Genomic DNA, 25,319 nt, shown 5'->3' with positions numbered 1-25,319 from the left:
AAGGCCTGATCCGCCGATCTCTGCCATGTATCCTGTAATTGATTATCTCTTTTCGATGAAATCAATTAATTGAATAATGCAAATCTATACAGGCGTAAATCGTCTCTCAGGGGGCGAATTGGCCAAAAAAAGGGGTGTAATTCAGCCAATCAGTGATTTTGCCGAACAATCAATGTAACAGTGATTTTTCGTAACTTTTTGACTGATAGTATTTTACCTTAAATGCATTGAATTATATATGCCATTATTTTCATACATAAATCAATCAGCCCCCCGCTGGCGAGCTTATCAGGTACGTCTTAAAAAAGTACAGCCAGTACCCCGGCGGGATACTGGCTGTTGTTGCTTGTTGAGTTTGGGCGTAGCCCCCCGCCTACTTACGCGCCTTCAGTTGTTGCAGCACGGCGGCCAGTTGCTTTGGCTTGTTCATGTAAGGCGCCAGATTGAAAAGGGATACCTTGCGAAATTCAACGGGGTGGCTTTCACTCTGTAACGAGATGTAACCCTCTTTGAGTGGCTGACCATCTTTCTTCACGGCGGGGTCGAAATTGCTGACGTTGCCCCCACCGATCTGGGGTTTGGTATAACTCAGCACCGTATCGCCGTCCATGATATGCTGCACCAACGAGTCGCCAAGCACCAGCATTTCGGCACGTACCCACTGCTCACCCGCGTAGGTTTTCGATTTAGAATCAATGCAGTGCGGTGTAAATAGCTTACCGTCGAGCACCACGTTTGTGCCGGGCGTACAGAGGTTGGCCGTATGGCGTTCGTGCTGCCCGTCGCCACCCAGGAACTGCGTTTCCAGCGAGATCGGGAAGTCCTGTTTTAGCCCCATCGTTTTGGGGTCCTGCGAATGAAGCATGGCCCCGCTGTTCCGGATAGCCCAACCCGGACCGCCCTTTACCTGCTGACCAACAAACCGGTATTCGACAACCAGCAGATAGGCCGAAAATGGTTTTTTGTAGAAAATGTGCCCGTACTGCTCATCGAAAGCAGCGTACTGATCGTAGTTGACCGTCATGTTCCCATTCACAATACGGAAGGTATTGCCGTAATTATCGTTTAGCGGGTGACCGGTGATTTTTACGCGCCAGTCGGTCAGATCTTTCCCATTGAACAGCTGAATCCAGTCTTTGGGCTTGATTTTCGGCTGGGCAAGGCTGAAGCCAGCACTAAATAGAAACGCAGTAAGCAGCAGTAATTGGCGCATAAAAGCAGGGGGTGAATGTAAACTGGTTTAGCGGAATGATTGGGTAGCCGGGGTCGTAAGCTTACACGGATGGATGGATGAATGTAACGCGAACCAACGATCGGAGCGCCTACAGGGACATATGCCAAAATAGGCTATAAATAGTCCAAAATTAGCTCGTAACCATTAGCTAAATAGGCTTATTTTCGTCAAAAGCAGGGGGTAAATCCGTTCCTGTTCCTGAAGTAAGCGTATACGTTATGAATTGGCTGGTGAAGTCCTGGTTTTATTTACTTGTAGCAGGCCTGTCCACTACAACCGCACTGGCGCAACGCGCACCTGACCGATTCCGGTTTGAACACCTGACCGTTAATGAAGGGCTATCGCATAGCGATGCCATGTGCGTTGTGCAGGATAAAGATGGGTTCATCTGGGTGGGTACCAATAATGGCATCAATCGTTACGATGGCTATACGCTGAAGAAATATTTGCTCCCTGTCAATACACAGAACGGCCTGTCGGGCAATCGGCTGCATACGATGCATATCGACGCCAGGGGTCGATTGTGGGTCGGTGCTGAAAGTGGTGGGCTGAGTGTATACGACGCCGATCACGACCGGTTCATCAACTGTAGCCAACTGGCAGTTGCCTCACTGCCAGCGGATTTAAAAGAACAGCTGACGAAGACCGATGTACTCCATATTACCACTGATCAACAAGGGCAGATTTGGGTGGGAACGGCTAAACATGGCCTGTTCGTACTGAGTGTCAATGCAGCCAATCAGTTAACGGGTATTCAGCACATGCCGCTGGCGGGAAAATCAGCCTACCGGGTATCCGGTCTGGTTACTGATCGGAGCGGAGCAGTGTGGATTGGCACTACCAGCCACGGTTTGTGGTTTACGCCCCCCGCCCACCCATCCGGCCCGCCAGTAGCCGTAGCCGCGACCTCGTTACCAGCCACGGTCATTCGTGCCCTCCACCTCGACTATCGGGGCGACCTGTGGGTTGGTACCGGCGATTACCTCTTCTGGATCAGTCAGAAAAACCTTCGGGTACGTCAGGCACCGGCCGCTATTCAGCTGCCCCGGCCCGTCCGCGACATCGAATCCATTTTCCTGGACTCGTTCGGGCAGTTGTGGGTTGGTACCAACTTCGGACTGCATTTCTGGCCAAAACAGACCAGCCCGCAACCAGGTACATTGCTACCAGTTGACCTTGCGAAACCAACCACGTTTTTACCGATGGACGGCGACCCGTTCAGCATCAATTCGGGCCGGATTCACCAGCTTTTTGAAGACCGTAACCAGATTCTCTGGCTGGCGGCGTCGGCGGGGGGGCTGAATAAAGTGGATCTACGTCATAAACCGTTTGAGAACCTGCAACGGCAGTTTTCGCAGCAGCCCACCCTGCCCAATAATTACGTCAACGCTATTTACGAAGACAAAGCGCACAACTGGCTCTGGATCGGCACCAGAAACGGCTTTTCACGTTATGACCTGACCACCCGAACGTACCTGAACTTCGTGAGCCGCCAGTTACCGGGCGATGCCCCCGGGATTGACGTGGCCTCTTTTTGCCAGTCGGCCGATGGTACGCTGTGGGTGGGCACCCGGTACCAGGGTCTCATCCGGTTGCAGGGCGACAAGCGCACGGCGCTGACCGAACTACCCGATAAATCGTCGTTATATGCCACCAGCCTGGAGAGCATCGTCGAAGACCGGTTTGGCACTATCTGGGTCGGCAGCTTCGAGTTGGGCCTGCTGCGGTTCGACCGGCAGGGGAAACTCATCAACCGGTTCACGACCGGCAACAGCCAGCTACCAACCAATCAGTTTACGTTTCTGCTCTACGACAAAGCCGCCGATATTCTGTGGGCCAGTACCCGCGGAACGGGCGTCCTGAAGCTTCATATCTCGCCCGATTCGCTGCGGGTACTGAGGCAGTTCAGCTACAACCCCAAAGACTCCAACAGCCTGAGTGTCAACTATGCATGGCCGTTACTGAAAGACCGGCGGGGTACGTTGTGGATCGGTACCATTGGCGGTGGCCTGAACCAGTTGATCACCGACAAGCAGGGTCACGAAATGATCAGGCGGTGGGGCAATGTCATTCCCGAGCCCAATGTCGAGAGCATTCTGGACGATGAGCAGGGGCAGCTCTGGCTGGGCGGCGAAGGGTTGGTCCGGTTGAATCCGGCAACCCGGCAGTGGCACCGCTATAATGTGGCCGATGGCCTTCAGAGCAATTCGTTTAAAGTGGGTGCCGCCTACCGGTCCACCAACGGAACCCTTTATTTCGGCGGGATAAAAGGGCTTACCTATTTCAAGCCTGACCTTATAAAACCCAACCCGTATCCGCCCGTTGTTCGCCTCACCAGCCTGCAGATTTACAACAGGCCTGTAACGGTTGGCGAAACCATAAACGGCCGGGTTGTTCTGGCCACACCACTGGACAAAACCGAGCGGCTGACGATCAAGGCTGCCGAGAACGATTTTTCCGTCGAGTTTGTCGGTTTGAACTACGCCAACCCGCAAAAACACACTTATGCGTATCAGTTGCAGGGGTACAACAAAGCATGGGTTTACCCGGCACCGGGGCAGCGTACGGCCAGCTTTGCCAACCTGCCCGCCGGCGATTATACGCTCGTTGTGAAAGCCAGCAATGGCGAAGGGCTATGGTCGCCCCGACCCGCTACGCTTCAGATCACCGTGTTGCCGCCCTGGTGGCGTAGCTGGTGGGCCTATCTGCTCTACACTGCCCTGATCGGCGGGGCGTTGGTCATCTACCGGCGCGTAGCGCTAGCGCAGCAGGCTCTGAAAAATAAGCTGGCGCTGGAACAGTTTAAGGTCGAAAAAGAGAAAGAAGTGACCGACAGTAAACTGCGCTTTTTCACCAATGTTTCGCACGAACTGCGGACGCCGCTAACGCTGATCATGGGGCCCATGGAAGAACTGGCGGCGGCAAGCAGCGGCACCCTGACCAATGCCAGAGACAAGGTCGTGCTGATGCACCAGCAAACGCGTAAGTTACTGATGCTGGTCAATCAGCTGATGGATTTCCGGAAGGTCGAGGCAGGGCATGTATCGCTGCGGGCCGGCAAAGTCAATATGATGGCTTTCCTGACGGAAATCTTCCTGATCTTCAAACTCAAAGCCGACGAACTGAACCTCGACTACGCGATGGAAGCACCCACCGACGCCGTGCCGATGTACATCGATCGCAGCAAGATGGAGATCGTGCTGACCAATCTGCTCTCCAACGCCATCAAGTACACGCCGCCCGGCCAACGGATCTGGGTGTCGGCATCGGTTATCGGTAGCCCCAACAACGAGGCCGTTTTCCAGAATAAATACCTGATAAATAATTATTTCCAGATCACCGTGCGCGACTGGGGGGTGGGTATGAAAGCCGACGAGATCGACAAGATTTTCGATCCGTATTACCAGGCGTCGCACACCGAAACCATGCGTATGATGGGCACCGGCCTTGGGCTGTCGCTGGTGAAGCAGTTTGTTGAAGCTCATTCGGGCGAGATAACGGTGCGGAGTGCCGTGGGCGCAGGTACTACGTTTACCCTCCGTCTGCCCTTTGGCACGGCACATCTGGCGGCAGGCTCACTGTTACCCGATGCCCCCGCCGCCGATCAGGTGCCCGACACCACCCCCGCTTCGTCAGCGGATACCGATGCCCCCAATATCCTGGAAACGCCAGGTACGCTGGTCAGCACTGCCCGCCTTATAGTGGTTGAAGACAACGACGAGCTACGGCACTACCTGCACCAACTGTTCGACCCTGCTTACACCGTTTTCACGGCGGCCGATGGGCTGGAAGGCTGGGAAAAAACCCTCGATCTGCTGCCCGACCTGGTCGTGAGCGACGTAATGATGCCGCACAGCAACGGGCTCGACCTCTGCAAACGGATCAAGCAGCACCCGAAAACCATGCACATTCCCGTGGTGTTGCTGACGGCGCGCGTAGCGGCCATGCACGAGCTGGAAGGGCTGGAAACCGGGGCCGACGAGTACATGGCCAAGCCATTTAACCCGAAGCTCCTGTATGCCAAAATAAGTGCCATGCTACAGAGTCGATGCCGGCTGAAAGAATACTACCAGCGCCAGATTCTGCTGAAACCCAGCGACGTTGTTATTCCCGATGAAGACCGGCAGCTGCTGGAAAAAGCAATGGCAATTGTGGAGGCCAACCTCACGGACGCTGCCTTTACCGTACCTGTTTTGGTGCGCGAAATGGGCATGAGCCAATCGGCTTTTTACCGGCAGATCAAGGCCATTACAGGGCAGTCGGCTATTGAATTTATTCGGGATGTTCGGGTAAAACGAGCCGCGCAACTGCTGACCACCGGCCACCTGCGCATTGCCGACATTGCCTACCAGGTTGGTTTCGAAGACCTTAAATACTTCCGTAAAACCTTCCAGAACCTGTATGGCATGTCGCCGTCAGATTACGCCAGACAGCACCGTGAGCCTGCGCGGGTAGTGTAGCCACCTGGCTTTACTCGTCATACATTGTTTCGAGCATGCCCGATAGTGACGTCAGCTCATCGAACCGGCGGACACCTTCCTGCCGCCAGCGCTCGATACCTTGCTGAACCAGCACAAAGGCCGGCAGTTGGCTCAGATGAAAACTTTTCACTACTTCAGGATGAAGCGCTTCATCGACCTTCAGGATGCGGACCGAACCGGGCAGGCGTTGCTGCAGGCGAAACGTCAGATCAGTCATGAATGCGCGTTCCCGAAGGCCATCCTGTGTAGTAGCCGATGGCAGAAAGCACAGCAACACCGCTGGGCTAACTGGTATACTGACCGGATTACCACTAATCGTATTCATACTACAACGCTCCTTTCGGTTAGGGAAATAGGTGATTCATCAGTAAAATTGGCAGGATGGACCCGCTGGAAGCATGACGTAGGTTAGCCCGCTACCTGATTTTCGACCGATTCGCCTGTTTACGTCTGGCTTACGAAGTAAAAAGCCTACCTTCTGCTGTTATCGAATAAACTACCCCTCATATTGATGTTTTTTGAGAAAGGAGAGGCCACATTAGCCGAGTTGCTTTTCGAAGAAAGCGACGATTTCATTGGTATCTACAACGTTGCCAGCGAACGGTTCGTGCGGGTCAATACAGCTGGTATTCGCCTGCTTGGCTTTGCCTCTGAAGACGCATTTCTGAACGACCCCGCCTGGTCACACTCATTCCGAACCAGTCAGCTCACCGACGACCAGCGCACGAACCTGATCAACCGCGTCATTGAGCATGGGCATCACGATGAGGTGGCAGAACTGCAGCGGCTGAACGGCGAACCGTTCTGGGGGCATCTGAAAATAAACTCGTTCAACAACAAAGGGCATTTGTTTGTCATTGTCAGAATGCTCGATCGGGAGCGCCTTCACCGGGCCGAACTCGAACTGAAACAGAGCGTACAGCGCTATGAGGCCGTGTTTACCAACGCTACCATCGGCATCATTGTATCGAACCAGCGGGGGCAGATCGTTTCGCTCAACCAGATGGCGCGGCAGCTATTTGGCTATCCCGACGATTCGCTCATCGGCAAGTCGATCGATCTGCTGGTGCCCAGCGACGTTGAACATGGCCATGCCAAACTTCGGGCATCGTTTGTCAACAATCCGCAGGTACGTTCCATGGGCCACAACCGCGACCTGAACGCCCGGCGACACGATGGATCGGTATTTCCGGTCGAAGTGAGTCTGAGCTATTTCCGGCTCGACGATGAATTGTATGTGGTGGCCTACATCATCGATATCACCTTCAAAAAAGAGGCAGAACGGCAACTACTGGCTCACCGCGACCATATCGAGCGCCTCAACGCCGACCTGGAGCAGAAAGTAGCCGACCGGACACACGCCCTGATGAACACGCTCGACCAGTTGGAGCAATCGAAAGATGAACTGGCGCGGGCACTGGCGGCCGAGCGGGAACTGGGTGAACTGAAATCACGCTTTGTGGCTATGGCGTCGCACGAATTCCGGACGCCCCTGACCGCCGTACTGACCTCGGCCACGCTGATCGAAAAATACCCCGGCAGCGATCAGCAGGATAAACGCCAGAAACACCTGTTGCGCATTCGGGCGTCGGTCAATCACCTCAACGACATCCTTGAAGAGTTCTTATCGGTAGGTCGGCTGGAAGAAGGCAAGGTAGCTATTCACCCCGTTGAGGTTGACCTGGCCCGGTTGGTCGACGAAACTATTCTGGATATGCAGGGGCTGCTGAAACCAGATCAGCGTATTCAGACCGAAATCAGCTGCAACGTACCTGTATGGCTCGACCCGTCGCTGCTGCGCAAAATCCTGGTCAACCTGCTCTCCAACGCCGTGAAATATTCGGGGCCTGGCTCGGTCGTAACGGTGCGGGGCAGTGGCGCCGGTGGCCAGTTAACGATCACCGTCGAAGACCAGGGCATGGGCATTGCTCCCGACGATCAGGAACACCTGTTCGAACGGTTCTTCAGGGCCAAAAACGTTGCGAATATTGCCGGTACCGGCCTGGGGCTTCACATCGTGGGCAGGTACGTTGACCTGATGAATGGCCATGTATCGTTGCAAAGTGAATTGAATAAAGGAACAATTGTTACCTTAACCCTTCCTTATGAAAACAATTCTGCTAATCGAGGATAACGACGCTATCCGCGAAAATACAGCCGAGATCCTGGAACTGACCGGCTACAGCGTTCAGACAGCCGAGAATGGCAAGGTCGGTGTTGAAAAAGCGCTGACTGCCAAGCCCGATCTGGTTATCTGCGACATCATGATGCCCGTGCTGGATGGCTACGGCGTGCTCCATATTTTCAATAAGAACCCACTGCTGGCGGGCGTGCCGTTCATTTTTCTGACGGCCAAAACCGAACGTACCGACTTCCGCAAAGGCATGGAACTCGGCGCCGACGATTACCTGACCAAGCCGTTCGACGAGTCGGAACTGCTCAGTGCCATCGAGGGCCGTCTGAACCGGTTTCAGCATCTGAACGCAGCACCGGCCAACCAGGGCAGCATTCCGGTAGCCCCCGAGCAGTTGACCCAGTTTTTGAACGATGCCCGGCAAAAACCGGATTTGCACAGCCTCTCAACCGACCGGAAAGTGCACCCCGTTCGCAAGAAACAATACCTATACACTGAAGGCGACGAACCCACCAGGCTCTATTTCATCCAGGCGGGTAAAGTAAAAACGGTGCGTACTAACACCGACGGCAAAGAACTGATTACAGGGCTGTACGGCCCCGGCGAATTTTTTGGCTATCTGGCGATGCTGGAAAACAGCGAGTATACCGATTCGGCCATCACGCTCGAAGATTCCGAACTGGTCTATATCCCGAAAGATGATTTCACCCAGTTGCTGATTGCTAACCCCGACGTAAGCCACCATTTCATTCAGTTACTGGCCGGGCGGGTAAGCGAACGCGAAACGCAACTGCTGGGTATGGCCTATAATTCGCTTCGCCGCCGCGTGGCCGACACGCTCCTGCGCCTGCACAACCAACATCCCGACGGGCTCATCCAGCTCTCGCGCGATGACCTGGCGTCGGTTGTGGGCACGGCCACCGAATCACTGATCAGAACGTTGAGCGAATTCAAGCAGGACGGGCTGATCGAACAGACAGGCACCGCCGCTACGGGTACGGGCATCCGGATAATCCAGCCCGAAAAACTCCGCCGGGCCAACTGGTGAAGAGATAATGGCTATTGAATGCTGGGGCTGCGCTTATCATAAGTCTGACTTCCTCAGTCGTGTTCAGTTCAATACGACTAAGGAAGTCAGACTTGTGGCTCAACCAGTCAACCGGAACGCCGGTTTGCAAACTGAGCAACATCAACCTTCCTCCTGAGCGAACTCAGCCAGGCTGCCAGGCAACTCAGCTAGGTTTATGGTCAGAAACGACCTTCTGCCTCTCCTATCTCCTGTGCAAACTGCCCTTTTCGTCACCGATTGCTCCGTTGATTCAGCCCTCGCCCTGCGGAACCGGCTGACTGCTACCCACCCGCCTATCCGCCTGACGGTCGTTCACCCATACGATATCGAATCGGGGCAGCCACTGAACAAGACGGTGCTTACCGTTGCCCGAGGAGCCGCCATTGCCCGCCTGAAAGCCTGGAAGGCCGTACTCGGCGACGAGCAGGGCCACAATCTGAAAACGGAAATCCTGTTCGCCAGCCCGGAACTGGCCCTCCGCATTCATATGCTTATTCGCCGCTACGACGCTGTCATCTCTGATGGTCAGTGGCTGGTAAACCCACATGAATTAGCCAACCTGTTGGCCCAGACCGGCACTCAGCTTCATTATCTGACCGACAACGTACCTGAGCTGGTCCCGGCCTAGCCTACCGCACCCGACCAGCCTCATCTGCACCGCCCATTTGCCAGTGGCGGGCCGCTTTCACGGTGCGGCTGCCCAGGTTCCAGGTCAGATTCAACCGTACCTGCTGGCTTTCCCATCCGCCACCGGCATCCATATAAAGGCCACCAAACTGACTAACACCCCGCCACTGCATCGACTAGACAACATCGCTCACCGTACGTTTCAGCGTAGCCCGGCCGGCCAGCATTTTATGTTAAAAACCCGCATCGCCCCCCAGGAACGGCGCGCCGCTTTTTCAATTCGACCAATAAGCGATGTGGTTCGCTCGTCAATAAAAGTGGCAAACAGCCGTTGAGTTTCCATAAGTCGGGAGGGGCGTATACGTCAGAAAAATACGCCACAGCCGTATAACCTTCGCTGCTCAAAATCAACCTGTGCCCTGATGCACATCAACGGGCGGGGGCATATCAGGGCGCAACTTTGATCTGTTCATTGTAAGACGCTGTTCGTTATGACTATCGCCTTTTTCAGCGCCCTGCCGTTTGAGCAGGCCTGGTTCGAGCCGTTCCGTGGCCAGCACCATATCACCTATATCCCAGACGCATTAACGCTCAACACCGCACACCGGGCAGGCGGGCATCAGGCCGTCTGTGCGTTTGTCAACGATGACCTCAGCCGGCCGGTGCTGGAGCGCCTCGGCTCGTTTGGCATCGGCGTCATCGGTATGCGGTGTGTCGGCACCGATAACGTAGATCAGCAGGCGATAACCGATCTGGACATGACCCTGCTGCACGTACCTGGTTATTCGCCCTACTCGGTAGCCGAACAGTCGGTGGCCCTGCTGCTGGGTCTGGTTCGGCACCTCCCCCAGGCCCACAACCGCGTCAGAGCCGGCAACTTCGCCATTGATGGCCTGATGGGTAACGACCTGCACGGTAAAACGGTGGGCGTAATCGGCACGGGCCATATCGGCAAAGCGTTTATTCGAATCATGCAGGGTTTTGGCTGCCCCATTATGGCCTATGACACTCGTCCCGATCGTCGGCTGCTTGAAACAGGGGTTGTCTACACATCGTTACGCAACTTGCTGGGTCAGTCTGATGTCGTTTCGCTCTATTGCCCGCTGACACCCCAAACGCTGTACCTGATCGACGCCGATACCTTGCCGCTGATGAAACCCGGTGCCGTTCTGATCAACGCTGGCCGGGGCCGGCTGGTCAACACGGACGATGTTCTGAATGCGCTGGACGCAGGTACGCTGGCGGGCTACGCGGCCGATGTGTATGAACGGGAACGTACCTACTTCCACTATGATTTTTCGGACCGGCCCATTGCCGACGACCTGCTGAACCGGCTCAGAAACCACCCGCGCGTGTTGCTGACGGCCCATCAGGGATTTCTGACCGAGGAGGCACTTCGGCAAGTGGCCCGGAACCTGATGAATCAGTTCAGTTTCTACGACAACCAACAAACAGCCTACATTACCAAAGCATCAATGTGCTAACCACCCAACGCGTTGATTCATCATTCACCCATTTGCAAAGCAACCATCTATCATGAATAAAGCACTGAAATAGGCACTCTTTGTAGCCCTCACGCTCCCTCCTTCTTACCTGTTCAGTCGGGGGCAGAAACTGGCGTTCATAGACGGTCAGGGCGATTTGATCGACGCAAAAACGAACAAGAAGCTGGGCCGGATGGCTAAGAATGGAACCACCTTTGGCGTACGTGATAATACCCTCAGGTACGTTCCCGGCGGGCCGGATACCGAACTCGAACCGGGTGCTGAGTATGCTGCACTTGATTGAAATCACCAATCAGGCTGAGTTAGCGCAGGATTTACCGGCTGCCAGCGCGGTAGCTTTATAACAGATTAACCAGCATATTTCAATTTTACTAGTTGTCATAGATATATGTCGATACGTAGAAATTAGGAAGAACAGGGTGACTGAAAACCCGTAGCGTGTTATTCGTTACGGGTTTTTTATTTGACAGTCAGCTTGTTATGCCATCCTAATCAGAACCAACAACACCCCAGCGGCTCGGTGGCTACTCGAACGCGTTTAAAGCACCCTTACCTTTGTTGTAAACCAACGCCTCGGTTTGGGTCTTATGTCTTCGCAACTCCCTGTATACAAGCTTCATTCGTTCGCCCGGCATGAACCGAATGCACCGTTTTATATGACGCGCCTGGAAACGCTGGTGCGGGAGTTTAAAGGTATTGATCAGCCACATTCACATACATTCTACCTGGTTATGTGTATTAGCCAGGGCAGCGGCACGCATACCATCGATTTCAAGACGTACCCAATCAGGCCCAACCAACTTTATTTCCTCACGCCCGGTCAGGTACACAGTTGGCAGCTATCAACCGATACGCAGGGATTCAACCTGTTTTTTGAACCCGGTTTCTTTCAGGCACGTCTGGGAAACCGGCTGCATCAGTATTCGTTTTATCACTCCCACCAGCACGTACCACTGTTGGAAATTCAGGAAAAGCAGCAAGCCCTGTTCAGTGACCTGTTCAATTACGCCTATCAGGAATATACGCTCCGTCAGGCCAACCGGGCCGACGTGTTTCTGTCGTTCGTCCACATTATTCTGGAATCGGCAAACCGGCAATATGACCAGCAGCTAACCGGCGCTGACGTACACTACTACGACCGGATTCGACAGTATGAAGCGTTGCTGGAAGCCCAGTTTATTGAGGTCCGGGCGGTTAGTGACTACGCCGCCCAGATGGGTCTGACGCCCAACCACCTGAATCATATCTGTAAAAAAGTGCTGGGCAAAACGGCCAGTCAGTTGCTTCACGAACGCCTGCTGACCGAAGCCCGGCGCCTGCTTACCCACACGGCCCAATCGGTAAAAGAAGTAGGGTTTGACCTGGGTTTCGACGACCCATCCTATTTCGTACGTTTTTTCAGGAAACAGGCTGGCCAAACCCCGGTCGAATTTCGGAAAGAACTCGCGCACGATCATTGATTTGTACCATACATGCCCTGATTTGTGGTCGAGCTACGCGTGGCCCGACGGTACCTTTGTGACGTAAATAATGCCCGGTCAATCAGACGTAGAGGGGTTAGTTTACATCACCTAACCAACCAAGAGCCATGTTTTCCGATAGTCGATTCTATAGCATTGTCAACAACAAATGTCCTCGTTGTCATCAGGGTGATTTCTTCACCAATAAGAGCGCATTCAGCCGACATTTCGACCACATGCCCGATAACTGTCCGCACTGTGGTGAGAATTTCATGCCTGAGCCGGGGTTTTATTGGGCATCAATGTTTGTCAGTTACGCCTTCTTCACCGCCTGGACAATCATCACGTTTCTGGTTGCCGTTGTCTGGCTGAACGTCGACGTAACGTACTACCTCACGGGGCTGGTGCCTACCCTCTTTTTGCTGACGCCTTATTTTTTCCGGATGGCACGACGTACCTGGCTAACTCTGTTTATCAAACCAGACCTTAACCGGGTTAATCCACGTACAACCAGTTCTATCGACTCCTTCGGGGCAATAAGTTAGAATACGCTACGCCTTCTTGGCTCCACCGGGGCGGCATGTTTTCCAGACTGGAAACCACCTGCCGCCCGGTGGGGCTTTCCTGACCACCGATAAGCTCACAGCGCCATCCGCCACCAACCGTAGATATCGCGGTAGACACGAATGGCGCCTTCTTCGTCGATATCGAGAATGTTGTAAAGCATGATCACCGGCACGGGGTGGCGGAGTGTCAGCGTTTTGGGGGTGGCATTTTTAGGGCAGCTTGTCAGGTACGACGGGCTGAACCGGGTTTGGCCCAACAACAGATTCGCCAGTTCCGCTGGTTTCTCTACCCGGACACAGCCGTGACTCAACGCACGGTTCTCTTTTGCGAAAAGCCGACGGGCGTTGGTGTCGTGCAGGTAGATATCGTACGGGTTATTGACGTTGAACTTCAACAGACCCAGCGCATTATCGCAGCCTGTCGACTGGCGCAGCCGGTAAGGAAACGAGGCGATCGGCGCTGTCCAGTCTATCTGACCCGGATCGACCACCTGACCGCCGGTATTCATCACCTGCATCTTCATAGCGTCGAGCATGGCGGCGGGATTCTTCCTTATTTTGGGTAATAACTCCCTGGTCATGATCGATCTGGGTACGTTCCAGTACGGATACAGCACCATGCTGGCAATCAAGGCCGTAAAACTGGGGGTTGGCGTGTCGGGCTTTCCCACAATCGCGCGGCTACTGAGTAGCACAGTACCCTGACGGTCGACCAGCTGAAGCGTTGCCGCAGGCAGGTTCACAACCACGCATTTATCCATTGAAAACCGGTTCAGCCAGCGGTAGGTGTTCAGCGTTTCTTTTACCTGTTCAATTGTCAGTGAATCAGCCATGTAATCGTCGGTAAGGCACTGCATGCAATACGCTTTAAGCTGCCGGTAACGCCGATCATGCGATTCGAGCGAGTCCAGCAACGGGCACCAGTCGGCACCGGTCATAAACTGGATCGTCAGCCGGTTGATCCGGGCAGTATCGATCTGCTCAGGTACGTTCTGGAAACCCATCCGGCGCGGCGTTCGTCCGTAAACGATCTCCGTAAAGTAACGCGTCAGGCGGGCCGCGCTGAGGGGCGTTGCCAGGCTATCGACCCCAATCGCAGAAGCATACTGCCGGATTCGGTTCCAGTTGTCGGGCGTTTGGGCAGTAGCCGTAAAAAAGGCCAGGTACGTCGGCAGAAATAACCAGAAACGGCGCATGAGCGTAGAATGAAGAGATGATTAGTTGATTCGACAAAAGTGGCCTCACCATGCCCAAACAGCACTGATCTGCTTCATCCGCCTGCTTGAACTCTATCAATTCGGGGGCTGATGGCAGTCATGCTGTACGGTCTGTTTGGCAGTCACTTTTGAGGCATCAATTCATTCTCAACATTTGGCCATGACCTTCGAACCTGCCTCCCATCTGCTCGCGTTTGTACTGCCCATGTCGTTCCGGAAAGGCGACGTCACGTTTAGTTCGGCCTCCCGGTCGGGTGAGGTGGTGCAGGTTCCGATTCCACCCACCAACCAGCCCCGTCATGTGGTATCGACGGCCCAATTGGCCAGGGGGTGGTGGAAAGCCATCGTCAACTGGTCTGACGGGTATCAGCAATACCTGGAAGAGAAAGAAATCTTCGTTGCCTGATCACACTACCTAAAAAACACCATGTATAAGATCCTCTTTTTAACCGATTTCTCAGCTGCTTCACGCCACGCGCTGGCCTACACGCAAGCTCTTTTCGATGATACAGCCGCTGATTTCTGCCTGGTCAACGCCTTTCAGCTTCAACCCGAACTGAGCTACGGTGGCGCTGTGCTGATGGCCGAGGAACGCGAAACGGCCGAGCAAGCACTGCATAACGTCAGGTTGCTGATGACGCAGCAGCCGGTGCCCGCTTACCACACCTACCGGACAATCGCCGTGCTGGGTGGCCCCGAAACGGCCGTGCAGGAATTGCTGGCGCAGGAACCCTTCGATCTGGTGGTAGTTGGTGCCACCGGTTCGGGATTCAGCGAGGTGTTTGGTACCGTGGCTACCGGCCTCATCCGGACTGCAAAGGCGAACGTGCTGGTAATTCCTGCGTCGGCCGCCATCCGGCCACTCAAAAAACTGGTGCTGGCTACCGATTTCCGGTCGATCAACGATAGCCGCTGCTTTACGTTGCTGAAAGACCTGGCGTCGCGCAAATCGGCTCAGCTAACTCTGCTGACCATCGAGAATCCGGCGCAACCGGGCAGCCACCCATCGTCATTGAGCATAGACTACGTGGCGCAGGCATTCGATACGATCCAGACCGACACCTATACGATTCACGACGAAAGTGTGCTAAACGGAATCAATGCCTATCTGGATAACCATGCGGTGGATCTGCTGGTGCTTCTTCCCCACCATAAAAGCTTCTTCGATGTGCTGCGCAACAAGAGCATTACCCGCACCATCGCGTACCATCCGCGCGTTCCGCTCCTGTCGTTGTATGATGCCGAACCGGAGTTACCAGCTAAGCAGACCGCCGCACAGACCGTAGACGTCATTCCGTTCATTTAGTCGGCTTTACTCATGAAAGCGACCACCTACCGCCAGTTGACGAGCGTGCATTTGTTGCACCGAATCTGGCATAATGAACTGGAACTGGCTCTGCAGGAGGTTCTCTTCTGGCAAGAACTGCTGGGTACGTTGAGTGAAGTTGAACACCCCAAAGCAGCTGAAGCCCAGACCTGGCAGACAGAGATCAACCAACTTCACCATTTCCGGCGGCTAATCACGCGCCTGCGCAACGACGTTCAAACCGTAGACCAGGAGTTGGCGATGAGCGTACGCTTCGAGCATGTGCCAGCTAAAGAAACCCGGCTCGACCACCAGTACCTCCGAGAAGAGATGGACAGTTTCCACGCCGATTTCCGCACGTTCAAAGCCAGCATCCGGCAATTTATCGTGACTAAAACCACGTTTTAAAGGATCCCCAATCCGACATCAATCAACAACTACCCATATGACAATTCCCGCAACAATGAAAGCCGCCGTGCTCCACGGATACGGCCAACCCCTTCAGCTTGAGCAGCTATCTGTTCCCAGCGTCGGTCCCGGCCAGATTCTGGTTCAGGTAGTAGCCTGCGGCGTTTGCCATACCGATCTGCACGCCATCGACGGCGACTGGCCGGTGAAGGCTACGCTGCCGCTTATTCCCGGTCATGAAGGCGTAGGTACGGTGGTGGCGCTTGGCGAAGGAGTGACCCAGGTCAGCCTCGGCGATCGGGTTGGTGTACCGTGGCTCTATTCGGCCTGCGGGCACTGTCCGTATTGCCATACCGGTTGGGAAACACTGTGCCACAACCAGCAGAACACCGGCTATTCGGTTCAGGGCAGCTACGCCGAATACGTGTTGGCCGATCCTGACTACGTGGGTCATATTCCGGATGCCTTGTCGTTTACGGATGCCGCGCCTATTTTGTGTGCGGGCGTTACGGCCTATAAAGGGTTGAAAGAGACGGACGTAAAACCGGGTGAATGGGTCGTCATTTCGGGCATTGGCGGCCTGGGACACCTGGCCATTCAATACGCTACGGCGATGGGTATGCGCGTGGTGGCCGTTGACATCAGCGACGATAAACTGCGGCTGGCTACCGAAGTGGGCGCCGAGCTAACGATCAATGCCGGCAACGAAGACCCGGCGGCGGTGGTGCAGAGTAAGCTAGGCGGCGCACACGGGGTACTGGTCACGGCCGTTTCCCGAACTGCTTTCACACAGGGCGTTGGTATGCTCCGCCGACACGGCACGCTGGCGTCGGTTGGGCTTCCTCCCGGCGATTTCGACGTGAGCATTTTTGATCTGACTCTGAACCGGAAAACCATTCGCGGCTCTATTGTCGGCACCCGGCAGGATCTGGCCGAAAGCCTGGCCTTCGCCGCCAACGGGAAGGTCAAGACCCATTACCATACCGCTCAACTCGACGACATAAACCAGGTCTTGTCCGATCTGAAAGCCGGTAAGGTCGACGGCCGCATCGTGCTCGATTTTCAATAGTTGAGGCGCTGCCTGGTCGTTTTTCGTCCGGCTTCGAGCGCTTTAATTTTTGCCTGTACATGGCTTCGCGAACCATACCCTTCGACTAGGCCATCATTCGCTGACGCGCCGTTTTTGTCATCCCGACGATAGGAGGGATCTTGAGTTTTCCCGGCGAAGTGGGTCAGGAAAGCTTAAGATCCCTCCTTCCGTCGGGATGACAAAAAAACAGCATGAATCAAATAACGGCACACAAGCTATGTCTTCCGCTCGCGGACTTCGGCTAGCCAGACGGGAAACTCCGTGAGTATACTGGCAATCAGTACAGCGACCTGTCTGGGCGAGGCATCAGTCGGTAAAAAACGACCTAACAGCGTTTGGTGAATGGGGTTATCGTGGGCCAGCAGGATATCTTCGGCGTAGTGCGGTAGTTTGTCGGGCGGAAGCAGGTTTACGAAACCAGCCGCCAGACTCGTGGGCAGCAGCATACCCGACCCATGCATGCCCACCACCACATGACTGCGGGCGTATTGGTCACACCAGGTACGTTCCTGCCCGGCCGACAGCGGAGCAGGTAACCGCAGGTCATCAGCCAGATCACCGAAGCCTGACGCATTACTGCTTGTCAGTCCGGTCACGCTGAGTTCAATGGCTGGGTACGTTTGCCGAAGAACATGGGCCAGTTGCCGATAGCGACGTACCTGCCAATGTACCCAGAGCGAGCGCATTGATAGCAATAAACCCGATCGCTGGCAAATGCGATAGAGCAATCGCTCCCAACCGTACCGAAGCCACAGCCGGTCTTCGCGCAATACAAACGTAACGTACCTGACCTCACCCTGATCGAACTGGGCCAGGTCAAATTTTGGGGTGCGGGTGAAATCAGAAAAGCGGGTGGTGCGGTGGTCGAAGTGAATATGGGCGTGGCTAAACCAAACCGTTCCGAAACGGGTAAGTTGCTGTTTCACAAAGGCATCGAAGCCAGGTACAGCGCGATCGAGGCTTGATAGTGGCTGATCAACGACCCAGGTTTCGGCCACATAACCGGGCACAAGCCAGGCCAGCGAACGGGGTACCACGGCAATGATGGGCCGGTTCGGGTGCTGCTCGTGGTGGCGTTGCGCATTGAACAACATCATCAGCGCGTGGCCGTAGCAGCGATCCAGGCAAAGGAGAAGCATGGGCGAGATGGACCGCCCGGCAGTGGGTAACCGGCTGCTGATGGTGATACCCAACGGTAACAATGGCTCATCGTTGCCGGGTTGAGGCGTACTTACTTTTCTCACCAGCTCAACCAGCCAACGCCCGCGTTCGGCAACACGAACGTGCTTTGCATCGGTACTGATAGCTACCGGGAAACGATTGAACTGGCCATTCGGCAGTGTTTGCCGGTACGTTTTCCGGCACACCGGACAAAGAGCTTCGGCCAGGGTGACAGCCCCCGCGAAACGTACCCGACCAACAGCAACGCCGCTACAGGTAGGGCACTGCATTGGGTAGGTCGGGGTGGGCGAAAGCTGAATCATGCGTTCCGGCTCTCCGTCAGGCAATCGACAGCACAAGCTTGCCCAGTTGCCCACCGGCATTCATCCGGTCGTAGGCCGCCTGTGCGTCGGCCAGTGGACGAACGGAATCAATCACCGGGCGAATCTGATACTTCTCAACGAATCGCAGCATATCACCAAACTCGACATCGTTGCCCATCGTGGTACCGAAAATTGATAGCTGCTTGAAGAAGACAACCGATGGCTGCACATCCGTAATTTTCCCTGATGTTCCACCGAAAAAGGCGATACGCCCACCGGGGGCAGCTACCTGCGTCAGCTTGGCAAAGTCGGGGCCTGCAGCACTGTCGATGATGACATCGAAGTAACCGGCCCGGCTTTTCTCAGCATCACCATTGGTTGCCAGTTTCAACAGGGTTTTGTGCCAGTCAGCCTCTTTGTAATTCACGCCGCCTTTGGCCCCAAGCGCTTTCGCTTTCGCCAGCTTCGCTTCTGAACCCGACGTTACCCATACCTCGGCCCCGGCGGCTACGGCAAACTGCAAGGCAAATAGTGCCGCGCCGCCACCCGCCCCCGTAACCAGCACCCGTTCGGGATGCTGCCGACTCAGCCCGGCCCGCGACATCAGCGCACGCCAGGCCGTCAGGCCGGCCAAGGGCAACGCAGCCGCTTCCTCGAAAGACAGATGCGTTGGCTTATGATACACGTTGGTCTGCGCAATAACGATCTTCTCGGCAAACGTGCCCGCCGTGGGCATACCCAGAATTGTAAAGGCCGGGCTATTCACCACGTGGTTTGGCCCCCAGTTCAGGCCCGGATTGATCACCACTTCGCAGTTCAGCCACGACCGATCTACGCCCTCGCCAACCGCCGACACGACACCCGCCCCGTCGGAACCCGGAAATACCGGCAGCACAATACCCGGATACAGCCCTTGCTGCACAAATACATCGCGGTGGTTCAGCCCCGCGGCTTTCAGATCGATCACAACCTCCCCATGCGCAGGCGTTGGATCGGGTACGTCGACTACCGCAAGCGGCTGGTGCAGGGCAGAGAGTTGAATGGCTTTCATCTTTTTGAGTTTACTGTTTACCGTTTGCTGTTTACCGTTGCGCTGCTATTTCAATAATTTGTTTTGTAACAGCGCAACGGTAAACAGCAAACGGTAAACAGTAAACTATTTATGGTTGTCAATCGCGCCGCGGACGTTGCCGAAGCGGGCTAGCAGGTCGTTGGCGGTTTCTTCCGAGACGTTTAGTTCTTCCATAACCATGCGGGCGGCGCGTTGTTGGAGCTTTATGTTCGACAGTTGCATGTCTACCATCTTGTTGCCTTTTACCCGGCCCAGTTGAATCATCACCGTCGTCGATAACATATTGAGGGCCAGCTTCTGCGCGGTTCCGGCTTTCATGCGCGTACTGCCCGTCACAAACTCGGGACCAGTTACCACCTCGACCGGAAATTCAGCCGCCGCCGCCACCGCCGAACCGGGGTTGCAGACGATGCAGCCGGTAAGGCAACCCGCCGCCCGCGCCGCGTTCAGGCCACCAATTACGTAAGGCGTACGTCCTGAGGCCGCAATGCCCACCACGGTATCAACGGCTTCAATTTTGTAGGCGCTAAGGTCTTTCCAGGCCTGCTCGGGATCATCTTCGGCAAATTCCACGGCTTTTCGAATGGCACCATCGCCCCCGGCAATCAGGCCTACTACCAGATCGTGCGGCACGCCATAGGTAGGTGGGCACTCCGACGCATCGACCACACCTAACCGACCGCTGGTACCCGCGCCGATGTAAAACAGCCGACCGCCTTCGCGCATGCGGGCGGTGACCTGCGTGGCCAGGGCTTCGAGTTGCGGAATGGCCCGTTCAACAGCCAGTGGCACAGTCTGGTCTTCGCGGTTGATATTCACCAGCAGGTCGTGGACCGACATCTGCTCTAAATGGTCGTAATGAGACGTTGTTTCGGTAATCATAAGCAGGTACGTTGCAGATAGCAAAGCTACCAACGTTTTGTTGATAACGCTTACGATACACCAGCCCGGGTTCTTCCCTGTTCTACGAATTCACCCAACGATTCGGGTACGTTGCGGGTTTATCATTTATGGCGCAACGTACCCAGCTCAACCCCGATCTTCCGGCGAATTATTTCCGGAAGTATGACGAAACACCCGATGATGAATTTTACCGGTCGGCCCGATTGGTGGTGCATATCGATGACCCGGCAATTGCGGCAGCGACGGCCCTTTTCCGCGAGCTACTACCACCCGGCGGGGCCATTCTCGACCTGATGAGCAGTTGGCGCAGTCACCTTCCTGCCGACGTAGCCTATAGCCGCGTGGCGGGCCAGGGCATGAACGCCACGGAGCTGAAGCAGAACCCACAGCTGACAGACTACATTGTTCAAAACCTGAATCAGAACCCGGCCTTGCCTTACAAAGACGAAGAGTTTGACGGCTGTGTGGTGACGGTATCAGTGCAGTACCTGACGCAGCCGGTCGCCGTTTTCCAGGAAGTGGCGCGGGTGCTGAAACCGGGGGCTCCTTTCATTACGGTGTTTTCAAACCGCATGTTTCCGACAAAAGCCGTGGCCGTCTGGCAAGCCCTCGACGATGCCGGACACGCTCAACTGGTTGAAACATACTACGAACAAACGGGCCTGTTTACGGACATCCACACCGAAGACCGCAGCCCGAACCCGCACCGAAGCGACCCGCTGTTTGCCACGATTGGGTATCGGAAGTAGATATTACGTTGTGCTGTCATTATGCCTTCGGCGTCATTAAATAGTCATTCATCCCCAAACAAGGAACAACTACTTAATGACAATCAATGACGCCGCAGGTATAATAACAGCGCAGCCTAATGACCACTTAATGACGGCCCAGCCTAACGGCTATTTCTTCATCCCCATCCAGCCCAGCGTACCGGCCAGGGCGGCGAAGAAAAGGGCACCCAGGAGCTGGTAACCGCCAGCGCCGAACGCGCCATCCAGCGCCGGTTCGAGCGACAGCTTCGATAGGGCTGTATAAACACCATCATTGACCGATAGCAGGGCTACCAATACACCCGCCAGCGCGCCACCAGCCACCAGACCTGTGGCAAAGAGGTTGCCTTTACTCAGGTCGTCGGTTTCTTCGGTTTCGCTTTCGAGCGCCGTATGGGCACGGGCTGGCTTCTTTGTCCGCCAGTCGACGAAGGCTTTTACGCAGCCCCCCGTGAAGATGGGCAGCGTCGTTGACAGCGGCAGATACAGACCAACGGCAAACGCCAATGCACTCACACCAATCAGCTCGAACACAAAGGCTAGAATAGCGCCTACCAATACAAATTGCCAGTCGAGGTTGAACGACAATAGGCCTTTGATCAACGTGGCCATCAACGTGCCTTGTGGGGCCGGAAACTTGTCGGTGCCAATGGCGTGGGTAATGCCCTGCGCCACCAGATCGGGCGTGGGCGTGTCGAGCAGTTTGACGGTAGCTCCCACCACCAGCGATGAGACCACCACACCAACCAGCAAGGCCAGTTGTTGCGCACGCGGCGTAGCACCCACGAGATAACCCGTTTTCAAATCCTGCGAGGTAGCCCCCGCGTTGGCAGCGGCTACACAGATCAGGCTACCCACCACCAGCACGGCGGGTTCATAGGTACGTCCCGTCAGGCCGATGCCGATGAAGATCAGGGCCGTACCCATGATCGTGGCGATGGTCATACCCGATACTGGTGATGAACTTGATCCGATCAGACCCACAATACGGCTGGCCACCGTGACGAAGAAGAAGCCGAACACCAGCACCAGAATGGCGATCAGGGCTTTGGTCAGGTACGTGTCGCCGGGTATCTGCGGCAGTAAGATCATCAATACGGCCAGTATAATACAGCCTACAATGACAAACCGGCCGCTCAGTTCCCGGTCGGTACGCAACAGGCCACCGGGCTGGTTGGCCAGCTCCGTGTTAGAGCCAGCCCCTTTCCCGATGGATGCTTTGAACGACGATACAATGGTCGGAATGGTTTTCAGCAGCGTCATAAACCCGCCCGCCGTCACGGCACCAGCGCCAATCTGCCGAATGTAGGCCCGGTAAATAGCGGCGGCGGTATCGGTGAAGGTTTTTGTCTCGGGATTCCAGCCGCCCGGCCCACCCGCTTTGGTGAGATCGGCCAGATAACCCAGCTTCTGCAATTGAAGCGCAATGGTCTCGCCGGGTACCACCGACGCCAGCAGGGGGATCAGGCCCAGCCATGCCAGAAAGCCGCCCGCCACCAGCACCGCCGAAATACGGAAACCGATGATGTAGCCAACCCCCAGATATTCCGGCGTGATCTCGCCCGCCACCTGCGCTGATGGGAAATAACGGTTAGCTTGTTTCGTAGCCCAAACGGGCACTTCGGCAATGATGTGCAGCACTTTTTGCAGCGCGGCGTACAGAAAAGCAACGCCCAGACCCAGGTAGGCCGTTTTCGCAAAATCACCGCCTTTCTCACCGGCAATCAGCACCGAAGCACAGGCAGTTCCTTCGGGGTACGGCAGCGTACCATGTTCCTGCACAATCAGCGACCGCCGTAGGGGTACCATCATCAACGTACCGACCAGTCCGCCCACGATCGCGAGGGTCAGTATAGTCCAGTAGTTAAAGAAATCGGCCGAGGCACCGTCGGTCAGAAAGAGGAAGCCCGGCATCGTAAACACCACCCCCGACGCAATGCTTTCGCCCGCCGAACCCGTGGTCTGGATGATGTTATTTTCCAGAATGGTCGTGTTCAGAAAGCGTCGGCCCAGCGAAATGGCGAGCACCGAAATCGGGATAGAGGCCGACACCGACAGGCCCGCTTTAAGTGACAGATAGACCGTGGCGGCCCCGAACAATACGCCAAAGAGCGCGCCAACAATGACGGCCTTCACCGATAATTCGGCAGGTGATTCAGAAGCAGGTATAAAAGACAAGGGCTGGTTTGAGGTTTAGTGGTCGATGTATGTTGCTCAAAGTTGCATCGCTTATCCCTAAAGTCGACATGTACCCCCACAACTTTAGTCTGCAACCACAAACCTATCGAGCTATCAAGTCATCAGAGCGGGTAGGCCGACCGAATTGGAGACAATATGAACGATTCAGCGTAACGACCGTGACAACTGGACAATGCTTTCACTAACTTGGCTCACGGTGACCATAACTCTATTCCGTAGGATCGCCAACGAGTACTAAGCGCGTCTCTGCTACGCTATGAAAAAAATACTACCTCTATGCTTTCTCCTGGCTTCGTCTGGAGCCATTGCCCAAACGCAGCCAACCAGCCTGAAAGTCAATCAGCAACGAATTCAGACCCGGCTGCTGGAGCTGTCGAAATTTGGCGAGCTGGCTAATGGAGGAAATGGGCGGGTGGCCTACAGCAAAGCCGATCAGGAAGGGCGCGCTTACGTTATCGGGCTGATGAAAAAGGCCAAACTCGACGTCACAATCGACTACGCAGGAAATATCATCGGTCGGCGGAAAGGAAGGAATCCGGCGCTGAAACCCATCACCTTTGGCTCGCACATTGATTCGGTCCCCAATGGAGGCAACTACGATGGCCCCCTCGGTTCGCTTAGCGGGTTGGAATTGGTCGAAACTCTCAACGAAAACAACGTCGTTACCGAACATCCGCTCGAACTCATCATTTTTTCGAATGAAGAAGGCGGTACGGTGGGCAGTGGAGCCATGATCGGGAAAATTACCCCCGCCGCCCTGAAATCGATGACTCAGAGCGGCCTGACCATCGGCGACGGCATCCGGTCCATTGGCGGTAATCCCGACAGCCTCAGCAAAGTGGTCAGAAAAAAGGGCGACGTAGCTGCTTTCATCGAACTACACATCGAACAGGGCGGTATTCTGATGACCGAAAAGTTACAGATTGGCGTGGTGGAAGGCATCGTCGGCATTGAACATTGGGATGCCACGATCGAAGGGGCCGCCAATCACGCCGGCACCACACCCATGAACGCCCGACGCGACGCACTGCTATCGGCCGCCAAACTGATTGTTGCCCTGAATGAGGTCGTCACCAGCCATGAAGGTCGGCAGGTGGGTACGATCGGCAAAATTTCGGCCGAGCCGGGTGCGTACAATGTTATTCCGGGTAAAGTGGTGCTGGGCGTCGAAATACGGGATCTGTCGCATGATAAGATCTGGACGCTGTTTCGTGAGGTAGAGGCCAGAGCGCAGTCAATCGCCAAGACGCAGGAAACACCAATCACCTTTGTGCAGTCGTCTATCGGCGTGACGCCCGCCCTCACGGCCAAATCCATTCAGGATAAAATCATCAGAGCGGCCAAGTCATTAGGCCTTTCGTACCGGTACATGCAAAGCGGGGCCGGACATGATGCCCAGGAGATGGCCCAGATTGCCCCAGTCGGCATGATTTTCATTCCCAGCGTGGGCGGCATCAGCCACTCGCCCAAAGAATTCTCGAAAGGGGTCGATATTGGCAATGGGGCCAATGTGCTGCTACAAACGCTATTGGCGATTGACCGGGAATAAACATGTAGGTACGTTACCAGCGCCAGCCGCCCGGCCGCCTTACCTGCGTTGTCAATCCCATCGGTTGGTGGGTAGGTTGCTGTTAGTCTCCTGGAAGGCTCGTCCGAGGATTGGGAGTTTTCATGGAAAACCCCCATACGCCTAAGGGGCTTTTGATCAGACAGTTGCCGATCAGAAAGCGGGTTTTGATGTAGATTGTTGCGAGCGATCGCCAAAAATAAAGCGCGCCTATGCAACAACGGCGA

At 55.2% G+C, this 25,319-nt stretch carries 23 protein-coding genes; 14 read left to right on the top strand and 9 right to left on the bottom strand.

Going from position 1 to position 25,319, the window contains the following annotated elements; genetic code table 11:
• Positions 1 to 373: 373 nt before the first annotated feature.
• Entirely contained in the window at positions 374 to 1,213 is an 840-nt protein-coding gene (locus J2I46_RS24735; RefSeq protein ID WP_207331770.1) for a 3-keto-disaccharide hydrolase, read from the bottom strand.
• A gap of 239 nt (positions 1,214 to 1,452) precedes the next feature.
• Between J2I46_RS24735 and J2I46_RS24730 the strand changes: the two genes are divergently transcribed.
• Positions 1,453 to 5,694 (top strand): hybrid sensor histidine kinase/response regulator transcription factor, encoded by a 4,242-nt coding sequence (locus J2I46_RS24730; RefSeq protein WP_207331769.1) that lies wholly within the window; start codon positions 1,453 to 1,455, stop codon positions 5,692 to 5,694.
• A gap of 10 nt (positions 5,695 to 5,704) precedes the next feature.
• On the opposite strand, the gene J2I46_RS24725 is transcribed toward J2I46_RS24730, so the two are convergent.
• A complete protein-coding gene (locus tag J2I46_RS24725; RefSeq protein WP_207331768.1) occupies positions 5,705 to 6,040 on the bottom strand; it encodes a YbbN family protein in 336 nt (111 codons plus the stop codon).
• A 186-nt stretch (positions 6,041 to 6,226) separates the two neighbouring features.
• On the opposite strand from J2I46_RS24725, the gene J2I46_RS24720 reads away from it, so the two are divergent.
• The 3 genes from J2I46_RS24720 to J2I46_RS24710 all read left to right on the top strand — a co-directional run bounded on the left by J2I46_RS24720 (position 6,227) and on the right by J2I46_RS24710 (position 9,546).
• The gene (locus J2I46_RS24720) at positions 6,227 to 7,849 is read left to right on the top strand and encodes a sensor histidine kinase (protein ID WP_207331767.1); all 1,623 of its coding nucleotides are present in this window, start codon (positions 6,227 to 6,229) and stop codon (positions 7,847 to 7,849) included.
• Positions 7,821 to 8,897 (top strand): response regulator, encoded by a 1,077-nt coding sequence (locus tag J2I46_RS24715; protein ID WP_207331766.1) that lies wholly within the window; start codon positions 7,821 to 7,823, stop codon positions 8,895 to 8,897. Before J2I46_RS24720 ends, J2I46_RS24715 begins: the two co-directional genes overlap by 29 nt.
• A gap of 232 nt (positions 8,898 to 9,129) precedes the next feature.
• A complete protein-coding gene (locus J2I46_RS24710; RefSeq protein WP_207331765.1) occupies positions 9,130 to 9,546 on the top strand; it encodes a hypothetical protein in 417 nt (138 codons plus the stop codon).
• Between the two features lies 1 nt (position 9,547).
• Here the strand turns inward: J2I46_RS24710 and J2I46_RS24705 are convergent, their stop codons facing one another.
• Both J2I46_RS24705 and J2I46_RS24700 read right to left on the bottom strand, forming a co-directional pair.
• Entirely contained in the window at positions 9,548 to 9,718 is a 171-nt protein-coding gene (locus J2I46_RS24705; RefSeq protein WP_207331764.1) for a hypothetical protein, read from the bottom strand.
• 29 nt (positions 9,719 to 9,747) lie between these two features.
• On the bottom strand, positions 9,748 to 9,888 hold the full coding sequence (locus J2I46_RS24700) for a hypothetical protein (protein ID WP_207331763.1): 141 nt from the start codon (positions 9,886 to 9,888) through the stop codon (positions 9,748 to 9,750).
• Positions 9,889 to 10,036: 148 nt separating this feature from the next.
• Here J2I46_RS24700 and J2I46_RS24695 point away from each other — a divergent pair, with 148 nt between their 5' ends.
• The 4 genes from J2I46_RS24695 to J2I46_RS24680 all read left to right on the top strand — a co-directional run bounded on the left by J2I46_RS24695 (position 10,037) and on the right by J2I46_RS24680 (position 13,055).
• Positions 10,037 to 11,029 carry a 2-hydroxyacid dehydrogenase gene (locus J2I46_RS24695; RefSeq protein WP_207331762.1) on the top strand — a complete coding sequence of 331 codons (993 nt, stop codon included), beginning with the start codon at positions 10,037 to 10,039 and terminating at the stop codon, positions 11,027 to 11,029.
• Between the two features lie 157 nt (positions 11,030 to 11,186).
• Entirely contained in the window at positions 11,187 to 11,333 is a 147-nt protein-coding gene (locus J2I46_RS24690) for a hypothetical protein (protein WP_207331761.1), read from the top strand.
• Between the two features lie 304 nt (positions 11,334 to 11,637).
• Positions 11,638 to 12,510, top strand: a complete 873-nt coding sequence (locus J2I46_RS24685) for a helix-turn-helix domain-containing protein (RefSeq protein ID WP_207331760.1) — start codon at positions 11,638 to 11,640, stop codon at positions 12,508 to 12,510.
• A gap of 128 nt (positions 12,511 to 12,638) precedes the next feature.
• Complete coding sequence (locus tag J2I46_RS24680) at positions 12,639 to 13,055, top strand: DUF983 domain-containing protein (protein WP_207331759.1); 417 nt, start codon at positions 12,639 to 12,641, stop codon at positions 13,053 to 13,055.
• A gap of 95 nt (positions 13,056 to 13,150) precedes the next feature.
• Here the strand turns inward: J2I46_RS24680 and J2I46_RS24675 are convergent, their stop codons facing one another.
• Positions 13,151 to 14,272: a L,D-transpeptidase family protein gene (locus tag J2I46_RS24675; RefSeq protein WP_207331758.1), complete on the bottom strand. Its 1,122-nt coding sequence runs from the start codon at positions 14,270 to 14,272 to the stop codon at positions 13,151 to 13,153.
• Positions 14,273 to 14,453: 181 nt separating this feature from the next.
• Between J2I46_RS24675 and J2I46_RS24670 the strand changes: the two genes are divergently transcribed.
• The 4 genes from J2I46_RS24670 to adhP are packed head-to-tail and all read left to right on the top strand — an operon-like array spanning position 14,454 to position 17,076.
• Complete coding sequence (locus J2I46_RS24670) at positions 14,454 to 14,699, top strand: hypothetical protein (RefSeq protein WP_207331757.1); 246 nt, start codon at positions 14,454 to 14,456, stop codon at positions 14,697 to 14,699.
• A 21-nt stretch (positions 14,700 to 14,720) separates the two neighbouring features.
• Entirely contained in the window at positions 14,721 to 15,599 is an 879-nt protein-coding gene (locus J2I46_RS24665; RefSeq protein WP_207331756.1) for a universal stress protein, read from the top strand.
• A gap of 12 nt (positions 15,600 to 15,611) precedes the next feature.
• Complete coding sequence (locus tag J2I46_RS24660; protein ID WP_207331755.1) at positions 15,612 to 16,007, top strand: hypothetical protein; 396 nt, start codon at positions 15,612 to 15,614, stop codon at positions 16,005 to 16,007.
• A 37-nt stretch (positions 16,008 to 16,044) separates the two neighbouring features.
• Positions 16,045 to 17,076, top strand: coding sequence for an alcohol dehydrogenase AdhP (adhP, locus tag J2I46_RS24655; protein WP_229379937.1), 1,032 nt, complete (start codon positions 16,045 to 16,047; stop codon positions 17,074 to 17,076).
• A 236-nt stretch (positions 17,077 to 17,312) separates the two neighbouring features.
• Here adhP and J2I46_RS24650 read toward each other — a convergent pair whose 3' ends face one another.
• The 3 genes from J2I46_RS24650 to murQ all read right to left on the bottom strand — a co-directional run bounded on the left by J2I46_RS24650 (position 17,313) and on the right by murQ (position 20,535).
• Positions 17,313 to 18,581, bottom strand: a complete 1,269-nt coding sequence (locus J2I46_RS24650) for a hypothetical protein (RefSeq protein WP_207331754.1) — start codon at positions 18,579 to 18,581, stop codon at positions 17,313 to 17,315.
• Between the two features lie 16 nt (positions 18,582 to 18,597).
• Positions 18,598 to 19,632 (bottom strand): zinc-binding dehydrogenase, encoded by a 1,035-nt coding sequence (locus J2I46_RS24645; protein ID WP_207331753.1) that lies wholly within the window; start codon positions 19,630 to 19,632, stop codon positions 18,598 to 18,600.
• Positions 19,633 to 19,737: 105 nt separating this feature from the next.
• Positions 19,738 to 20,535, bottom strand: coding sequence for an N-acetylmuramic acid 6-phosphate etherase (gene murQ, locus J2I46_RS24640; RefSeq protein WP_207331752.1), 798 nt, complete (start codon positions 20,533 to 20,535; stop codon positions 19,738 to 19,740).
• Between the two features lie 128 nt (positions 20,536 to 20,663).
• Between murQ and J2I46_RS24635 the strand changes: the two genes are divergently transcribed.
• Positions 20,664 to 21,305 carry a methyltransferase domain-containing protein gene (locus tag J2I46_RS24635; RefSeq protein WP_207331751.1) on the top strand — a complete coding sequence of 214 codons (642 nt, stop codon included), beginning with the start codon at positions 20,664 to 20,666 and terminating at the stop codon, positions 21,303 to 21,305.
• A 150-nt stretch (positions 21,306 to 21,455) separates the two neighbouring features.
• Here the strand turns inward: J2I46_RS24635 and J2I46_RS24630 are convergent, their stop codons facing one another.
• The gene (locus J2I46_RS24630) at positions 21,456 to 23,504 is read right to left on the bottom strand and encodes an OPT family oligopeptide transporter (RefSeq protein WP_207331750.1); all 2,049 of its coding nucleotides are present in this window, start codon (positions 23,502 to 23,504) and stop codon (positions 21,456 to 21,458) included.
• Positions 23,505 to 23,781: 277 nt separating this feature from the next.
• On the opposite strand from J2I46_RS24630, the gene J2I46_RS24625 reads away from it, so the two are divergent.
• Positions 23,782 to 25,074, top strand: coding sequence for a Zn-dependent hydrolase (locus J2I46_RS24625; RefSeq protein WP_207331749.1), 1,293 nt, complete (start codon positions 23,782 to 23,784; stop codon positions 25,072 to 25,074).
• Positions 25,075 to 25,319 lie beyond the last annotated feature (245 nt).

This window comes from Fibrella forsythiae (assembly GCF_017353175.1).
In the GTDB taxonomy this organism is placed as follows: Bacteria; Bacteroidota; Bacteroidia; order Cytophagales; family Spirosomataceae; genus Fibrella; species Fibrella forsythiae.
This window is presented reverse-complemented; position numbering and strand designations above follow the sequence as displayed.

What these genes read in the sequence shown, in the direction of transcription:
- J2I46_RS24735 (WP_207331770.1), bottom strand. Translation starts at nt 1,213, where the DNA reads ATGCGCCAATTACTGCTGCTTACTGCGTTTCTATTTAGTGCTGGCTTC.
- J2I46_RS24730 (WP_207331769.1), top strand. Translation starts at nt 1,453, where the DNA reads ATGAATTGGCTGGTGAAGTCCTGGTTTTATTTACTTGTAGCAGGCCTG.
- J2I46_RS24725 (WP_207331768.1), bottom strand. Translation starts at nt 6,040, where the DNA reads ATGAATACGATTAGTGGTAATCCGGTCAGTATACCAGTTAGCCCAGCG.
- J2I46_RS24720 (WP_207331767.1), top strand. Translation starts at nt 6,227, where the DNA reads ATGTTTTTTGAGAAAGGAGAGGCCACATTAGCCGAGTTGCTTTTCGAA.
- J2I46_RS24715 (WP_207331766.1), top strand. Translation starts at nt 7,821, where the DNA reads ATGAAAACAATTCTGCTAATCGAGGATAACGACGCTATCCGCGAAAAT.
- J2I46_RS24705 (WP_207331764.1), bottom strand. Translation starts at nt 9,718, where the DNA reads ATGCAGTGGCGGGGTGTTAGTCAGTTTGGTGGCCTTTATATGGATGCC.
- J2I46_RS24700 (WP_207331763.1), bottom strand. Translation starts at nt 9,888, where the DNA reads ATGGAAACTCAACGGCTGTTTGCCACTTTTATTGACGAGCGAACCACA.
- J2I46_RS24695 (WP_207331762.1), top strand. Translation starts at nt 10,037, where the DNA reads ATGACTATCGCCTTTTTCAGCGCCCTGCCGTTTGAGCAGGCCTGGTTC.
- J2I46_RS24685 (WP_207331760.1), top strand. Translation starts at nt 11,638, where the DNA reads ATGTCTTCGCAACTCCCTGTATACAAGCTTCATTCGTTCGCCCGGCAT.
- J2I46_RS24680 (WP_207331759.1), top strand. Translation starts at nt 12,639, where the DNA reads ATGTTTTCCGATAGTCGATTCTATAGCATTGTCAACAACAAATGTCCT.
- J2I46_RS24675 (WP_207331758.1), bottom strand. Translation starts at nt 14,272, where the DNA reads ATGCGCCGTTTCTGGTTATTTCTGCCGACGTACCTGGCCTTTTTTACG.
- J2I46_RS24670 (WP_207331757.1), top strand. Translation starts at nt 14,454, where the DNA reads ATGACCTTCGAACCTGCCTCCCATCTGCTCGCGTTTGTACTGCCCATG.
- J2I46_RS24665 (WP_207331756.1), top strand. Translation starts at nt 14,721, where the DNA reads ATGTATAAGATCCTCTTTTTAACCGATTTCTCAGCTGCTTCACGCCAC.
- J2I46_RS24660 (WP_207331755.1), top strand. Translation starts at nt 15,612, where the DNA reads ATGAAAGCGACCACCTACCGCCAGTTGACGAGCGTGCATTTGTTGCAC.
- adhP (WP_229379937.1), top strand. Translation starts at nt 16,045, where the DNA reads ATGACAATTCCCGCAACAATGAAAGCCGCCGTGCTCCACGGATACGGC.
- J2I46_RS24650 (WP_207331754.1), bottom strand. Translation starts at nt 18,581, where the DNA reads ATGATTCAGCTTTCGCCCACCCCGACCTACCCAATGCAGTGCCCTACC.
- J2I46_RS24645 (WP_207331753.1), bottom strand. Translation starts at nt 19,632, where the DNA reads ATGAAAGCCATTCAACTCTCTGCCCTGCACCAGCCGCTTGCGGTAGTC.
- murQ (WP_207331752.1), bottom strand. Translation starts at nt 20,535, where the DNA reads ATGATTACCGAAACAACGTCTCATTACGACCATTTAGAGCAGATGTCG.
- J2I46_RS24635 (WP_207331751.1), top strand. Translation starts at nt 20,664, where the DNA reads ATGGCGCAACGTACCCAGCTCAACCCCGATCTTCCGGCGAATTATTTC.
- J2I46_RS24625 (WP_207331749.1), top strand. Translation starts at nt 23,782, where the DNA reads ATGAAAAAAATACTACCTCTATGCTTTCTCCTGGCTTCGTCTGGAGCC.